The 15,730-nt window shown below is 70.7% G+C and carries 13 protein-coding genes; 3 read left to right on the top strand and 10 right to left on the bottom strand.

Annotation, left to right across the window (positions count from 1 at the left end):
- Positions 1–170 precede the first annotated feature (170 nt).
- The 3 genes from DEJ09_RS09780 to DEJ09_RS09770 all read right to left on the bottom strand — a co-directional run bounded on the left by DEJ09_RS09780 (position 171) and on the right by DEJ09_RS09770 (position 2,297).
- On the bottom strand, positions 171–470 hold the full coding sequence (locus DEJ09_RS09780) for a Dabb family protein (RefSeq protein WP_111088349.1): 300 nt from the start codon (positions 468–470) through the stop codon (positions 171–173).
- 63 nt (positions 471–533) lie between these two features.
- Positions 534–1,421: an SDR family oxidoreductase gene (locus DEJ09_RS09775; protein ID WP_110858568.1), complete on the bottom strand. Its 888-nt coding sequence runs from the start codon at positions 1,419–1,421 to the stop codon at positions 534–536.
- Positions 1,422–1,565: 144 nt separating this feature from the next.
- On the bottom strand, positions 1,566–2,297 hold the full coding sequence (locus DEJ09_RS09770; RefSeq protein WP_111088347.1) for a trypsin-like serine protease: 732 nt from the start codon (positions 2,295–2,297) through the stop codon (positions 1,566–1,568).
- Positions 2,298–2,485: 188 nt separating this feature from the next.
- Between DEJ09_RS09770 and DEJ09_RS09765 the strand changes: the two genes are divergently transcribed.
- Positions 2,486–3,199, top strand: a complete 714-nt coding sequence (locus DEJ09_RS09765) for a GAF and ANTAR domain-containing protein (RefSeq protein WP_111047968.1) — start codon at positions 2,486–2,488, stop codon at positions 3,197–3,199.
- On the opposite strand, the gene DEJ09_RS09760 is transcribed toward DEJ09_RS09765, so the two are convergent.
- Positions 3,196–4,200, bottom strand: coding sequence for a diacylglycerol kinase family protein (locus DEJ09_RS09760; protein WP_111088345.1), 1,005 nt, complete (start codon positions 4,198–4,200; stop codon positions 3,196–3,198). The genes DEJ09_RS09765 and DEJ09_RS09760 overlap by 4 nt on opposite strands.
- 11 nt (positions 4,201–4,211) lie before the next feature.
- Positions 4,212–5,363 carry an acyl-CoA desaturase gene (locus DEJ09_RS09755; RefSeq protein WP_111088343.1) on the bottom strand — a complete coding sequence of 384 codons (1,152 nt, stop codon included), beginning with the start codon at positions 5,361–5,363 and terminating at the stop codon, positions 4,212–4,214.
- Positions 5,364–5,529: 166 nt separating this feature from the next.
- Between DEJ09_RS09755 and DEJ09_RS09750 the strand changes: the two genes are divergently transcribed.
- Positions 5,530–6,267: a GAF and ANTAR domain-containing protein gene (locus tag DEJ09_RS09750; RefSeq protein ID WP_111047536.1), complete on the top strand. Its 738-nt coding sequence runs from the start codon at positions 5,530–5,532 to the stop codon at positions 6,265–6,267.
- A gap of 33 nt (positions 6,268–6,300) precedes the next feature.
- On the opposite strand, the gene DEJ09_RS09745 is transcribed toward DEJ09_RS09750, so the two are convergent.
- From DEJ09_RS09745 to DEJ09_RS09725, 5 genes are all read right to left on the bottom strand, one after another.
- Positions 6,301–9,102, bottom strand: a complete 2,802-nt coding sequence (locus DEJ09_RS09745; RefSeq protein ID WP_111088341.1) for a hypothetical protein — start codon at positions 9,100–9,102, stop codon at positions 6,301–6,303.
- Between the two features lie 123 nt (positions 9,103–9,225).
- A complete protein-coding gene (locus DEJ09_RS09740; RefSeq protein ID WP_111088339.1) occupies positions 9,226–9,627 on the bottom strand; it encodes an HIT family protein in 402 nt (133 codons plus the stop codon).
- Positions 9,628–9,727: 100 nt separating this feature from the next.
- Positions 9,728–10,942 carry an ice-binding family protein gene (locus DEJ09_RS09735; protein WP_239001383.1) on the bottom strand — a complete coding sequence of 405 codons (1,215 nt, stop codon included), beginning with the start codon at positions 10,940–10,942 and terminating at the stop codon, positions 9,728–9,730.
- A gap of 376 nt (positions 10,943–11,318) precedes the next feature.
- Positions 11,319–13,451 carry an Ig-like domain repeat protein gene (locus DEJ09_RS09730; RefSeq protein WP_111088337.1) on the bottom strand — a complete coding sequence of 711 codons (2,133 nt, stop codon included), beginning with the start codon at positions 13,449–13,451 and terminating at the stop codon, positions 11,319–11,321.
- Between the two features lie 138 nt (positions 13,452–13,589).
- Positions 13,590–14,876 (bottom strand): HupE/UreJ family protein, encoded by a 1,287-nt coding sequence (locus tag DEJ09_RS09725; protein WP_111088336.1) that lies wholly within the window; start codon positions 14,874–14,876, stop codon positions 13,590–13,592.
- A 121-nt stretch (positions 14,877–14,997) separates the two neighbouring features.
- Here DEJ09_RS09725 and DEJ09_RS09720 point away from each other — a divergent pair, with 121 nt between their 5' ends.
- A complete protein-coding gene (locus DEJ09_RS09720) occupies positions 14,998–15,714 on the top strand; it encodes a hypothetical protein (RefSeq protein ID WP_111088334.1) in 717 nt (238 codons plus the stop codon).
- Positions 15,715–15,730: the final 16 nt, after the last annotated feature.

Here is a 15,730-nt window from a genome sequence, read left to right as displayed (position 1 = left end):
CCGCCCGCAGGCGGGGACCCGACCGGCGCGGCCTCCGGAGAGCCGCAGCGCCGGCCGATGACCCCCGCGCCGTTGCGATGGCCGATCCACCGTACGTCGAGCCTCCACGAGGAACGGAACCCCTCGTCCCCCATCGCAACCAGAGCGTTACACAGCTTCCGGCGCAGCGATCAGGCGGCGTCCTCGACGTCGAACACGACGACCCGCGCGCTCGCCGCACCGATGAACTCGGCCACCGGCCGGTGCTCCGGGTGCGGCAGGTACCCGGCGAGCGCTGCACGATCGCGGAACCGGACGACGAGCATCCAGTGGAACCCGCCCTCCAGTCCCTCGGTGCTCACGCTCGTGCCGGCCTGCACCGACTCGACCCCCTCGACCCGCGGCAGGTGCTCACGCGACAGGGCCGAGGCCTCGGACGACCGGTCCTCCCCGTCCCACTCGACCAGCACGGTGTGCGTCACTCCGGACACGTGGTCCCCTTCCTCGAACGCAAGAACGCAAAACCCAGAACCTCAGAACCCCAACAAGGTAGATCAGAACGCCGGCGTCCCGCCCGCGATCGTGATCGTCGACCCGGACTGGTAGCTCGACTCCGGGCTGACCAGGTGCACGTAGGCGGCACCGAGCTCGGCGGGCTGACCGGGACGGCCGAACGGCGAGCTCTCACCGAAGTGCGACACCGTCTCGGCGTCGTCGGAACCCGGCTGCAGCGGCGTCCACACCGGCCCCGGCGCGACGGAGTTCACACGGATGCCCTTCGGCGCGAGCTGCTGCGCGACGGCCTCGGTGAAGAGCTTGATCGCGCCCTTCGACACGGCGTAGTCGATCTTGTCCGGCGAGGGCGTGGACGCCTGGATCGAGCCGGTCGTCACGATGGTCGACCCGGGCTCGAGGTGCGGCACGGCGGCCTTGGTCAGCCAGAACAGCGAGTAGATGTTGGTCTTGAAGGTGGAGTCGAACATCGAGGTGTCGAGCGTGAGGATGTCCTCGTTGCTCTCCATGCGCCCCGCGACCATGACCAGGGTGTCGAGACCGCCGAACTCGTCGACGCCCTTCTGCACCAGGTCCGTGCAGTACTGCTCGTCTGAGATGTCGCCGGGGAACAGCACGGCCCGACGACCCTCGGACTCGAGCAGGTCGCGGACCTGTTCCGCGTCCTCCTGCTCGTCCGGCAGGTACGAGAGCACCAGGTCCGCACCTTCGCGCGACAGGGCGATGGCGGCGGCACGGCCGATGCCGGAATCGGCACCGGTGACGATGCCGCGGTACCCCTTCAGCCGTCCGAGCCCGACGTAGCTCTCCTCGCCGTGGTCGGGCTTCGGGTCCATCTTCCACGCGGCGCCCGGCAGCGACTGCTCCTGCTTCGGGTACGGCGGTGCCGGGTAGAGGGTGTTCGGATCGCGCTTCTCGTACTGGCTCATGGCCCCACTGTCGTCGCGGCGCCCGCACGGGCGCTCAGCTGGTGGGTGACGGACGCCGAACAGGCGAGCAACGCCCTGGAGACGGGTGGGACGGACTGGAGGCGCGGTGCCAGCTGACACCGCGCCTCCAGTCCGTCAGGTGGTTCAGACGCCGGCCGTGGTCCGGATCCAGGACGAGGCCTGCGACAGCAGGGCGTAGTTCGAGCCGGCCTTGGTGTTCGCGCCCGGGTCGGCGCTGTCGCCGGTGGAGCAGACGGCGACGACCTTGCCGTTGACGAGCAGCGGGCCGCCCGAGTCGCCGTGGTTCGATGCGCCGGTCACGCCGGTGAGGTGCTGGGCACGACCGCTGAAGGCGTCGGTGCTCGCGCCGGTGAGCGAGACCGTGGCCTGGTACAGGCCGTCGGACTGGGTCGCGTTCGCACGCAGGCCGTAGCCCTGGATGGTGCCGGTGCCGCTCGACTTGGCCGTCGCGGTGAGGTCGAGGGGTGCGTAGGTGGACAGCGAGTAGGCGGTCCGCAGGTGCACGAGCGCGATGTCACCCGCCGGCGAGGCACTGACGCGGTCGACGGCGACGGCCGTACCGCGGTTGACGGTGGAGTTGGAGTGGTAGACGTTCATCGCACCGATGCCGTCGATGCAGTGCCGGGCGGTGAGGATCCACGAGGCGTTGAGCTGCTCGCCGGTGCAGTTGCTGACGTAGCCGGAGGGAATGGAGCCGCCGGAGGCTTCGAGCTGCACCGCCCACGAGGTGGTGGGGGCCTTCTCGCCGCCGACGACCTTCGTGCTGACGGGCAGCGCGGACGCGGGCGAAGCGGCCAACACGCCGGCGGTGATGACGGCGACCGCGGCGAACGCGGCTGCGATGGACTTCTTCATGACGACTCCTCTGTCGGTGAAGCACCTGCCAGTTGCTCTGTGCAACTGATGCGTCATCCTGACCCCCTGTCCAGGGGTCGCACCAGTCCGCACTTCGACGGACGCGGCTGCTTGCGGACTCGAACGCCGTGATCCGGTACGCGAACTGGCTGAGCCGTGCGCCATCGGTCTGGTCGTAGCGTCGAAGCATGACGACCAGTGACGCGATCAACCTGCCGGATCGGTTGACTCCGGCCCTGGACCCTGACCTCGAGGTGCTCGACGCCATGGACAGAGTCATCGCGGCGTGCGTGGAGGGGACCTCCGCGACGGAGGCGGGGGTCGTGCTCGCGGACCGGTCCGGTGCCTTGCAGGTCATCGCCTCGACGAGCGAGCGCAGCAGTGAGGCCGAGGAAGCGCAGCTCGGGACGAACGAGGGCTCGTGTCTCGACTGCTACCGGACCGGCGAGACGATCGACGTGCCCGACGTGTCGACGCACGAGTCGGAGTGGCCGACGTTCGCGGCGACGATGCGCGAACGCGGGCTGCAGGGCACGTTCGCCGAGCCGATCCGTCTGCGGGACCGGACCATCGGCTCGCTGTGCGTCTTCGCCGACCACACCCGCGGGCACAGCGACCAGGACGTCGTGCTGCTCCAGCTGCTCGCCGACGCGGCTTCGGCTGCCCTGGTCCGACAGCGCGACCGCGGGGTGTCGACCACGATCGAGGAACAGGTCGAGGACGCGCTCGAGGCCCGGGAGCTCCTCGAACAGGCCAAGGGTGCACTCGCGTACCGACGGGGCATCCGGATGGACGAGGCGTTCCAGATCCTGCGACGTGCTGCTGCCGGTGCGGGCCGCGGGATCCGGGCCATGGCGGAGGACGTCGTGCACCGGGGCGCCGACCTCGGCAGCACCGGCTAGGCCCGTCGGGTCCGCGGCCCGTCCGGCTCCGTCCGCAGCACCAGGCCGTGGTGGTCGGTGGTGAGCGTCACCGCGACCACCTCGCCGAACGCGTCGCCGTCGAGCTGCACACGCTCCGGGGTGTCGACGGTCAGCCGCAGCGTCCGTGCCCGGGTGTACCGGAGCGCACGCGAGGTCGGCAGCACCCGCGCCAGGAGTCGCCCGAACCGGGTGCGCGCGAAGAAGCGGTTGAGCGTCAGGGCGTACCCGACCTTGGTCCAGCCGAACCACCCGGCCGGCCGGAACGCCACGGCGTCGAGGACGCCGTCGTCCGGTCGCGCCGCGGGGAGCAGCAGGATGCCCGCGGTCAGGGTGCCGCAGTTCCCGACGATGATCGTGTGTGCGCTCATGCTGCGGAGTGGGCCGTCGTCGATCCCGTAGCGCACGGGGATCTGCCGGTTGCCGATCACGGACCGGGCGATGGGATCCGAGTAGGCCACCCATCCGAACCGCTTCTTCACCCACGCGTTCGTGTCCGCGGCCATGCTCGCATCGAGCCCGATGCCGGTCATCACCAGGAACGCGTGCGACGTCGTGGTGCCCGCCGGGTCGGTCAGGTCGGCCAGCCCGACGTCGATCGGGCGGTCCGTCCCGCTGAAGCCCGCTCGGACGGACTGCACCAGGTCGCCGAGGGGCAGACCGAGGTTCCGCGCGAACAGGTTGCCGGTGCCGCTGGGGAGGAGCGCCACCGGGATCCCGGTGCCGCGGAGTTCCGCGGCGACGACCCGGAGCGTGCCGTCACCACCGGCGACGAGGACGACGCTCGGGTGGGCGTCGCGCGCGGCCCGGGCAGCCGCCCGTCCGTCGTCGTCAGCGCTCGTCTCGAACCAGAGCGACTCGTCCCATCCGTGTGCGCGCTCCTCGGCGCCGAGCACCGCTCGGAGGCGGGCTGGGTCGATCTTGGTCGGGTTCACGACCACCGCTGCTCGGAGCTGCTGCGGTTCGTTCGGGAGGTTCGGCACGGGGCTGGTGGTCAGTGGATCCGGAGCTCGGACACCATCGGGCAGACGAAGGGGTCGCGGGCGCCGAGGCCGACGCGATTGAGGTACCGGACGACGATCCCGTAGGAACGCAGCAACGTGGTCTCGGTGTAGGGCACGTCGAGGGTGTCGCAGTGGTCACGGACGAGCAGGCGAGCCTGCTTCAGCGCCGGACGCGGCATCGACGGGAACAGGTGGTGCTCGACCTGGTAGTTCAGCCCGCCCATCAGGAACGACACCCACCAGCCGCCACGGATGTTGCGCGAGGTGCGCACCTGGCGGGAGAAGAAGTCGACCTTCGCGTCGTGTGCGATGGTCGGCATGCCCTTGTGGTTCGGGGCGAACGAGGCACCCATCATCACGCCGAACACGGCCAGCTGCACCCCGAGGAACGCACACGCCATCCCGAACGGCAGGAACCAGAACACCACCGTCAGGTAGATCGCAAAACGGGCAACGAGCAGGACGCCCTCGAGGACCCGCCCCCGGACGTCACTGCGCCCACCCGTCCCGCGGAGCACCGACATGACGGCAGCCCGGTGCAGGTTGATGCCCTCGAGCGTGAGCAACGGGAAGAACAACCAGCCCTGGTACTGCACGAACACCCGGAGCGGCCCGTTCTTGACGGCGGCGGCGTCCTCGGGCAGGAACCGGATCACGTCCGGGGCGATGTCCGGGTCCTTGCCGACGGTGTTCGGGTTGCCGTGGTGACGCGTGTGCTTGTTCATCCACCACGAGTAGCTGAGGCCCACCAGGAACGTCCCGACCCAGCGGCCAGCACGGTCGTTCCACTTCTGGGACGCGAACACCTGACGGTGCGCGGCCTCGTGCGACAGGAACGCGAACTGCGTGAACAGCACACCCAGCGCACCGGCCACGATCAGCTGGAACCACGAGTCACCCAGGAACGCGAACGCGACCCAGCAGGCGGCCGTCGCCACGACGAGCGCGGAGAACAGCGCCCAGTAGAACCCCCGACGGCGCTCGAGCAGCCCGGCTTCCTTCACCTGCGCCAGCAGCGCGGAGTACGACGAGGTGCCGCCGGTGCGCGGCCCGGCCGGGGAGCCGGTCTTCCGGTAGCCGCCGGTGAGGGGTTTCGAGCTGGTCTCCCGCTGCGGGCTGGTACCGGCGTGCTGCGTGGTCATGGATTCCCTGGTCGTCATCGGAATGGAGGATCGTTCCGGCGGCCGGGGTCTGGGGCTGCTGGTCCAACGCTAGAGCCGCCGCGCTCCTCGGTGCAAGCCACAGGTCCGCGTGTCCGCTGCTCGGCTACGGTTGTCCCGCCTGCTCGACGGAAGGACCGTTCCCCACATGACCGAGGTACGCGAAGCACGACTGGTCGAGACGTTCGTGACCCTCACCGACAGCCTGGTGGCGGACTACGACGTGGTCGACGTCCTGCAGACGCTGGTCGACCGGGCGGTCGAGTTGTTCGACGCCGCCGCGGGCGCGATCCACCTGCTCGACCAGCAGGACGAGCTGCGCGTCGTCGCGTCGACGAGCGAGCGCAGCAGCTTCATCGGTCTGCTCCAGCTCAACGCCGGCGAGGGGCCCTGCATCACCGCCGTGACCACCGGCCGGCTGGTGACCTCGGAGAACGCCGACGACCTGCGGCAGCACTGGCCGCGGTTCGCCGAGGCCTCCAGGGCGCGCGGGTACGCGGGCGTCCACGCCATCCCGCTCCGGCTGCGGGACACCACCGTCGGGTCGCTGAACCTGTTCCGCGAGACCGAGGGGGCGCTGAACGGAGCCGATGCCCGAGCCGCGCAGGCCCTCGCCGACGTCGCGACCATCAGCCTGTTGCAGCAACGGACCCTCGAGCACGCGACCCTCACCGCGGAGCAGCTCCAGCGTGCGCTCGACAGCCGGGTCGCCATCGAACAGGCCAAGGGGTACCTCGCCCGTGCGGCCGGGGTCGACGTCGAGCAGGCCTTCGGCATGATCCGTCGCTACGCCCGCGCCCACCAGCGCTCGCTGAGCCAGGTCGCCGCCGCCGTGGCGCGCGACGACGTCCCGCTCGCCGACCTGATCGGGGCCGGAGCGTCCTGAGGGTTCGCTCGGGACGCTCCGGACCGCGCACGGCTACTTCGTCGTCGTGAAGGTGCCCCGGGCCCGCTGGTCCGAGCCGTAGCCACGGGCGTGCACCACGTGCGTGCCCGGCGCCAGCGCCGCCACGGCCTTCGTGATCTTCAGGCGGACCTTGCCGTCGGCGTTGGCCGTCGTGCGGGTGGCCCGACCGCCATCGATGCTGACGGTGACCGACTCGCCGGCACGGAACCCCGTCGCCGAGATCGCGACCTTGGCACCCTTCCGGCTGTTCGTCGGCGTCACGGCGATGGCCGTGCTGGTCGCCTGCGCCTCGGCACACGCGTCGCCCGGGGTCCCGACCGCCGGAGCGGACGCGGTCGGCCGTCCGTTCACGCTGCGTACGCCGTCGTCCTCGCGGATGCGCATCGTGCCGACCGAGTCACCGATCACCGAACCGCCCTGGGTGTTGCTGAGGGTCATCGCGTAGTCCGACGTCCGCGAGAACGACGGGGTGCGGTCACCGTTCACCGAGACCGCAACCGTGCGGCAGACCTCGCCGGGCTGGAACGTGACGGGCTGCACCGCCGGGCGGATGCGCCCGTCGTACGCCTGGTCGAGGTCGAAGGACACCGTCGTGGCCTGCTCGGCCGGTCGGGAGAGCACGACCGCTGCCCGGACCACCGTGCGCGTGCGGCCCTCGTCGACGAACCGGTCCGCGATGCGTGCGGCGGGACGCTTCGTGACCACCGGGGTGCCGAGGGTCGCGGCGGGCACGAGCGACAGGTCGCTCAGCAGGACCCCGCTGTTCTTCTGCGGGACGTCGATGGTCACCTCGCGCACCGACGTCAGGTCGATGCCAGTGAACGTGTCGAGGGGGATGCGCGCCTGCTGCAGGATCGTCTTGCGCGGGGCCATCCGGGTACCGGGGAGCAGCTGTCCGGCACGGCTGGTGTCGGACAGGCGTCGGGTCGCCACGGCACCGGTCGCGTCGCCGAGGGTGATCGAGACGTTCGCGTTCGTCGTCGCGGTGTCGTCCGGGGTGAGGCGGAGCGACAGCGCCTGGAACCCCGTGAAGTCACCGGCCGCCGGAGCCACCGGGACGTGCACCTGTCCGCCGGTCGCCGCCTTGGTGGGTGAGACGTGCAGGGCGGGGGTGGCCGGCACCGACGACGCCAGGTACGCCGGTGTGTAGTCCGGGGCGTTGGACGAGATCGAGACGCACGCCGGCAGGATCTGCTTCGCGGGCAGGTTGTCGGTGCTCGCGCAGGTCTTCGCCGTCAGGGCCCCGGTCGTGGTGATCGCCGGGTTCGCGGTGTCGAACAGGGCGAGGTCACGCCGGCTCGCGCCGGGCTGGGAGGCGCTCACCCGGATGTCGGCCGTGCCCAGGGCGGCGGGCTGGCGGTTGGTGCCGTCGAACATCGGCAGGAACTGCTGCTCACCGTCGAGCGTCAGGCGGAAGAAGCCACTGATCAGGCTCGTGCCGACGGCGTACTGCTGGTCGGACGACAGCCGCGTGGTGTGCTTCGCCTTCGCCCCGCAGACCGCGTCGGACTCGTCGTACCAGTCGTCCGACGACGCCTTCGCGTATTTGCCGGGCGTCCACGTCGTGTTGAAGAAGTTGTGGTTCGCACCCATCACCAGCACCGAGGAGCGCAGCACGTCGTCCCCGAAGGCGGTGCGGGAGTCGTCGTAGAAGTGCTGTCCCTGCAGGTCGGACACGTCGCCGTCGCAGTACGGCAGGACGACCGCCGTGTTCGTGTCCGGCAGGGTCATGCGCCCGAAGTCGGTCGGCGCCAGGGGCAGGACGGCACGGATGCCGAAGGGGTTCGTGCGCTGCGTGTTGAGCAGGGCCGCGCGGACCACGCCGTCACCGCCGCGCGAGTGGCCCATGAGGCCGACGTCCTGCAGGTCGAGCTTGCCGGTGAGCAGCGGCGAGAGCCGGGGCTCCTGTCCGGCGTCCGCGCGCTGCAGCAGGCTGAGGTGGTCGAGGACGAGCTGCCCGCGGGCCACCGCTCCGCCGTCGTCCGAGTAGCTGCCGTCGAGGGCGTTGATCGCGTTCGCGGAGATCGACACGACGACGTTGCCGTGGCTCGCCAGCGCGGTCGCTGCTGCGTTGTAGCCGAGGTAGCTCGGGATGTCGGTCTGTCCCTTCCCACACGGCCACGCCTTCGGGTTGTACGTGCCGCCGTAGCAGGCCTCGTGGCGGCCGTGCAGGAACACCACGACCGGACGCTTGCCCGGGGCGTCCTTCGGCACGAAGACCGCGGCACGCATCTCGCCCTTGCGCCCGAAGCCCTTGATCGTCTCGGCTTCGTTGCCCAGGTCGTAGTCGGCCCGGGTGACCGCGTACTGGCCCGCGGCCGCCGGGTCGTCGGTCAGGGGCGCAGGGGCTTCGCTCGGCGCGACCGTCTGCGGCGCGGTGGCGGCCTGCCGGTTGCCCTGCAGGTCGGTCTCGCCCGTCCAGCCGAGCTCGACGCTGCGGGCATCGGCGACCGCGGGGTCGGTCGTGGTGACCGTCAGCTGCCGCTGGTCGAGGCTCGTCTGCGCGACGCCGATGTCGGTGCCGTCCACGAGCAGGACGGGGGCCGCCGCACGGAGCGGCAGGGGGTCGGCGAGGGTCAGGACGACGGTGTACCCGCCGTCGGTCGGCGTGACCGTCCAGTCGTCACCCTGCGCGACGGGCGTGCCCGGGGTCGTGATCGTGGTCGTCCCCGTCGCGGCGGTGGACCCGTCGCCCGGCGCGGCCGTGGCCGGCAACGCCGCGATCGTGCCGGAGACGGCGAGCGCCCCGGCGATGAGTGTCGAACACGCGATCTGCAGCGCGATGGTGGAACGGCGTCTCGGCGAACGGTTCACGTCGGATCTCCCCTGGTGCGACGGGCATGCGCCACCGCACGCTCCGTCGCCAACAGTAGGGAGCGCGCTGCTCGCCGCGGATCGTCCTGGAGGATGAGGTGACGGCTCAGTACCTGAGGGTCCTCACGGGTGCGACCACCGGGTGCCGGGCGAGTAGTGGCCCCGGCCCGGCACCGTGTGCCGGATGCCGCCGGCCGGGTCCGGCACGTCGCCGCCGTACCGCGGGATCACGTGCAGATGGGCGTGGAACACCGTCTGCCCGGCTGCCGCGCCGTCGTTGAACCCGACGTTGTACCCGTCGGGTCGGTACCGGTCGTCGAGCACCAGCTTGAGTGCGCGCACGAGCCGCGTCATCGCGGCGACCTCGTCCGCGGTGGCGTCGAACCACGACACCACGTGGCGCTTCGGGACGACCAGGCTGTGCCCGGGCGAGACCGGGTTCACGTCCAGCAGCGCGACAACCAGGTCGTCCTCGACGAGCCGGGAGGCCCGTGGCACGTCGTCGAAGACACAGTCGGTCCGCATGCCCCCATGCAATCGGGCACGTGGACCGACCGCAAGGCCGGTGACGGCACGCAGACGGCCCCGCGACCAGGGTCGCGGGGCCGTCGATCGTGCGGGTCGATCAGATGCGGCCGACGGTGCGGCGACGACGACGCAGCAGGACCATGAGCGTTGCACCCGCGGCGAGCAGTGCGGCGGCGATGCTCAGCGGGACGGTCGGGTCCGAGCCGGTGAACGCGAGCTCACCGGTGGGCTGGTCGGTTCCGCCGCCACCGCCACCGCCGGCGCCTGCGGGGCCGCTCGGGGTGGCGGTGGGCACCACTGCGGGTGCCGTCGGGGTGGGTGTCGCGGTGGGCACCGGTGCCGGGGCGCGGACCGTGATGGTGACCGTCTGGGTGTCGTCCGGGCTGGTGCCGTTCGACGCGGTGATCGTCACGGTCGAGGTACCCGGGGTGGTCGGGGTGCCGGAGATGACGCCGGTGGTGCTGTCGATCGTCAGGCCGTCGGGCAGGCCCGTGGCGGTGAAGGTCGGGTTCGGGGTACCGGTCGCGGTGACGGTGGACGAGTAGGGCACGTCCACGGTGCCGTCGGACGGGGTGCCCGAGGTGATGGTGGGCGACTCGGACGGCGTGCCCGGTGCGGGGCAGCCGTTGGAGGCCGTGATCGTGTTCGTGTCGAGGGTGACCGCGCCGGTGCGGGCCAGCAGTCGGCCCTGCACGGTCGCGCCGGTGGTGGCGGTCACGGACTGCTGCGCCAGGACGGTGCCCTGGAACTGGGCGCCGGTGCCGACGGTGGCGGAGCTGCCGACCTGCCAGAACACGTTGCACGAGCTGGCGCCGCCGGTGATCACGATCTGGCTGGCGGACCCGATGGTCAGGGTCGACGCGGCCTGGAACACCCAGACGGAGTTCGCGCTGCCGGCGAGGGTCAGCGCACCGTTGTTCGCCAGGGCGAGGGCGCCGCCGGAGTACACGCCGGGTGAGAGCGAGAGTCCGTTCAGCTCGGTCAGACCGGTCTGGGTCGGGGAGAGCGACGCGGCGACGTTGTACGCGGTGGTGGTGTCGCGCTGGGCCTGTGCGGCCGCGGCGTCGGTCTGGTGCGTGGTGCCGTTGACGACGCCGTTCGGTGCACCGCCGAAGCCGGTGATGGACGTGCCCGGCGACAACCCGAGGTCGCCGTTGATCACGGAGGGGCCGGTGTTCGTGACCGCGCTCGCGCCGAGGACACCGTAGGTCGATGCGGTGCCGAGGTTGACCGGACCGTCGATGACCGTCGCGGCGGATGCTCCGCCACCGGTCCCGAGGGTGACCAGCGCGGCGACGGCAGCCGCCGACACGACCAGGAGGGAACTGCGTCTGAGATGGCGAGCCTGCACGGTCCGACCGCTTCCTGCAAGGAGAGGCGGGGTGACGTCGGCGACGAGCGCGCATTCTCGGTGGCTCGAAGTATGCGCTTCTCCACAGTGATTACCTAGGAATGTCTGAACATTCGCCCAAAGCCTGGCAGTTGGCCTGGCTGCCTAGGCGATCCCGGCCTATGAGCGCATGCTCACCACAGGTTGACCGGCCGCTCTCACCAGCGGACGGGTAGGGAGTTCGGGTCTCCCGTCAGCCGGTGCGGCGCCGGTCCCGGGTAGGACCGGTCGCCCACCCCCGGACACACGGCGAAGGGCCCCGCGATCGGGATCGCGGGGCCCTTGCTGGTGCCGGGTGCTACTTGATGACGACCTTGATGGTCGGGCTGGTGCTCGTGCTGAGCTCCGAGGTCCCGGCGAAGACGGCGTGCAGGTTGTGCGTGCCCTTCTTCAGCGGGAGCTTCGACGTGACCACGCCGTTCTCCACCGTGACGGTGGCGAGGCGCTTCGAGCCCTGGTAGATCCGGGCGGTGCCGTCGACGCTGAAGCCGGTGGCCTTCACCTGGACGGTCGCCTTGCCGCCGCTGTACTTGATGGCGGTGCGGGACGGGGCCTTCTCGACGGTGACCGTCATGGCCTTCGCCGTCTTCGAGTCCGTTCCCGAGTACACCGGGTCCGCGTTGACGAACGAGGCCGTGACCGCGTGCTTGCCGATGGCGAGCGTCTTCGGCAGCGTCATGCTCGCCGCGCCGTCCTTGACCGGGGCGGTGCCGAGGACCTTGCTGCCGTCCTTGAACGTCACCGTGCCCTGCTGGGTACCGATGCCACCGGCGATGGTCGCGGTGACCGTGGCCGGCTTGGCGGTGCCGTAGGTCTGCTCGGCGGCCGACGCGGTGAGCGTGGTGGTCGTCGTCGGCAGCGTGGCGTGCAGGTTGAACTTGTCGACCGTCGAACCGATCGCAGCCGGGTCGGCCGTGGCCGTCGGCTGGAGGGTCACACCGCAGCTGTCCACCTTGCCGTGCTGCACCGCCGAGTTGAGCGTGGTGCAGTCGCTGGCGCGGATGTTCTCGACGGCGAGCTTGTCGTCGGTGACCGAGACCTTCACGAAGGTGCGGACGTGCTCCTGGTTCTCGACCGAGTTGGCGAAGTGACGCTCACCCTTGGGGTCGAGCGGGTCCGCGCCGTAGCCCTGGGTGGCGTCCGGGGTGGTGAGGTCGTAGTACTTCGAGCCGGAGGCCGAGTTCGCCGTCATGTAGATGACGCCGCCGGGGCCGGAGAAGACCTCGGGAGCAGCGGGCTGCTCGTTGACGTTGGCCTTCTTGCCGTTCTTGATCGCGTAGCTGCGCGAGTAGGAGTGGTCGTGGCCCGGCAGGACGAGGTCGACACCCATGTCCGAGAACGAACGCGTGAAGTCGAACCGGCGCTGCTGGTTGTCACGGTCGTTCGCGTGGTCGGCCGGCGAGTAGATCGAGTGGTGGTAGACCAGCGTCGTCCACTTCGCGTCGTCGCCGTAGCGGTTGATGACGTCGCGCACGTAGTTCACGTGGGCAGCGTCCGAACCGGCCGCGTAGGCGTTCGAGTTGATGTCGATGAACAGGACGCCCTTGTACATGTACCAGTAGTCGCCACCCGAGTTCGCGGTGGTGTTGCCGCCCGGGTAGAAGTCCGGCACCTTGAGGGAGTTCGGCACCTGGTTGTGCTGCTCGTAGGCCTTGCCACCCACGTCGTGGTTGCCGATGGTCGAGGCCCACGGGTAACGCTTCAGCACGTCGCTGCTGTCCGCGAACGCGCCCCACTCGTACTCGTTGTTGGCGTGCTCGACCTGGTCGCCACCGGAGACCAGGAGCTCGGCGTCCGGCTCGGTCGACGTGGCGTACTTGAGCGTGTCCGCCCAGCCGGCGCCGTCGTCGTCGGTGAAGCCGGACGAACCGATCTGCGGGTCACCGAAGAACAGGAAGTCGAAGTCGCCGGAGAAGCTCTTCGTGGTGAAGGTGTACGACGCGGACCAGGCCGAGCCGTCCGCCGCACCGACGTGGTACGTGTACGAGGTGTTCGGCTCGAGGGCCGAGATCGTCGCGTGGGCGTTGATGTAGCCCGACTCGGCAGCGATGCCCGGGATGCTCTTGGTGTTCGAGTCGGTCGCGCTCGAGTCGGCTGCGGTGTTCGCGGCCTCCGAGGCGGCGACCGTCTGCTTGGCGTCCGTGAAGACGCCGTCCGTCATGGACGCGGTCTTCTGGATCTCGAGCGACTGCGCGACGTTCGTGGGGAAGTACCACGAGGCGATGCGCTGGCTCTCGGTCGCGCCGACGCCGAGCAGGATGTGGATCGGGCCACCGGTCGAGATGTTGGTGGTGGGGGTGTTCGTCGCAGCGGTGGCGGCGTTCGTGCCGACCATCGAGGCACCGGCGATGAGCGCGGCCCCGAGGACGGCTCCGCAGACGCGGAGGGTGGTGGTTCTGCGCCGGGTAGTGGCGCCGGACAGGAGACTCATGTTGGTCCGTTTCTCAGACGTGGGATGGTGCAGCACGGAAGACTCTGCATGCACTGCAAAACGTCTTGGTAAACGCTGAGTGACGGTTCGTCGCTGTTCAGGAACGAACGCGACGGGCCGGCAGTTCCGTGGCGAGCGTCAGCCCGCCGCGAGCCGCTCGACGAACCAGATCATCCCCATCACGAACACGCCGGCGGTCACGGCGCCCGTCACCCAGAGCGACACCCGGTGCGCCTTCCGCCGCAGCAGCGAGAGCGGCGGGAAGACGATGACGATGATCGCGAGCTGCACGGCCTCGATGCCGACGTTGAAGATGAGGAGCGAGACCAGCAGCTGCCACGAGAACGCCTCGTGGATCCCGAGGGCCCCGGCGAACCCGAGCCCGTGGATGAGCCCGAAGGCGAAGACGACGGCCAGGCGGGTCCACCCGGCGCGGTCGAGCGAGAAGTGTCCGTGCTCACCGACCACCAGTTCGTCGGCCCGCGATCGACGACGCCAGAGCCGCCACAGGTACCAGCCGGCGACCGCGGCGATCGACAGGGCGATGAGCGGCTCGACGACGATCGCGGGCGGGCTGACCACACCGAGGGCGGCGAGGATGAACGTGATCGAGTGGGCGATCGTGAACGCGGACGCCGTGTAGACGACCTCGCGCAGGCGACGCGACCCGGCGATGAGCGCCACGAGGAACAGGATGTGGTCGATCCCGGTGAGCAGGTGCTCGGCGCCGAGCCGGAAGAACTCCCAGAAGCGCTCACCCGCGGACTGCTCGGTCGAGAACGTGCGCTGCGAGGCGTCGAGGGTGGCCGAACCCGTCCGGTCGTCGACGTCGTAGGTGACGATCGTCTTGGTGTCGCGCACGAAGGTCTCGTCGTCGGGGAAGAGCTCCGACGACACCACGTGCCCGGACTGCGTCTCCGACGGTTCCGGGCAGGTGAAGTCCGCGGTCACGTGGGCGTACGGCACCTCGTCCTGCAGGTCGACGGTGACCGTGTCGTCGAGCGTGCCCGTGCAGACCTGCCCGCCGGCTCCGGTCACCCGGAACCGGTCGAACACGTACTTCCCGATCGCGTCGGTGTGCGCCTCGGCAGCCGTCACCATCCCCGGGAAGTCCCCGTCGTCCCAGGCCTGCTGCCCCTGCTTGTGCAGCGCGTCGTCGTGCTCGCTCGTGGCCACCGACACGAGCATCAGGTCGTACTCGAGCCCGAGCTTCGCCTGCACGACCGTCGGCTTCGTGGACGTGACGTCGGCGTAGACCACCGAGCTGAAGCCGTGCGCCGACGCCGGCGCCGCGCCCGCCAGCACGCCGATCACGACCACCCCGAGCAGCACGAGCGCGGCGACGACCCGTGCGACGAGCGCGAACAGGGGGAGGGAGCGGGCAGGGCGGGCGCGCAGGAGCGCGGCGGTGGTTCCGGAGGGCACGCGCAGACGATCCGGCCCGCAGACGACCGGCAGGTGAACAACCGGTGACCAGCAACGGGACGGCGGTTGGACAGTCCCCGGACCGGCCCGGACCGGCCGTCGGGCGTGCTTGCATGGTTCCGTGATCCGCCCCGCCACCCGGCCGACCTCCCTGTTGACCGCCGTCGCCCTCGCCGCGGCCGGCACCGCTCTGCTGGCCGGCTGCTCCGGGGCGTCGAACGGCACCACCGGCGGCACCGGCCCGACGGCGACCGCGTCGGCGCACGCCTCGGCCGGGGTCCTGGGCACCGGGTTCTCCGACCCCGACCAGCCGCCGGCACCCGAGGCCACCATCCACCCCGAGCCCGGTTCGTGGTCCGGGGTGCACGCCCCCGCCGGCTACGACGTCGTGCTGCTCTCCGACGCGGGTGACGCCGCCGACGCCCCGACCCGGACCCTGCTCGACGCCGTCGAGTCGTGGGCAGCGGACGAGGACGTCACCGTCACCCCCGTCTCGGCGAAGGGCCCCGACGACCGGATCGCCGCGGTCCTGCGCGCCGTCGACGCCGAACCCGACCTGGTGATCACCGTCGGCAACCACATGGTCGACCCGCTCGCGGCGGTCTCACCGACCGCGCTCCACCAGCAGTTCCTGGTCGTCGGTGCCGAGATCGCGGAGCCGACGTCGAACGTCACGGCGGCGGACTGGACGGGCGGCGGGTTCCGCGGCGAGGGCCTCGGGCCGTCGAGCCACTACGACCCGGAGACCTTCACCGAGGACCGCGCGGCCCGCGGCCTGCGCGCCGGCCTCGCCGCCGTGCTCCACGACCTGCGCGGCATCGTCGTCTGGGTGCCCTGACCGGGCGCTCCCCCCG

The sequence above is a fragment of the Curtobacterium sp. MCLR17_055 genome (assembly GCF_003234305.1).
GTDB classification, from domain to species: Bacteria; Actinomycetota; Actinomycetes; order Actinomycetales; family Microbacteriaceae; genus Curtobacterium; species Curtobacterium flaccumfaciens.
This window is presented reverse-complemented; position numbering and strand designations above follow the sequence as displayed.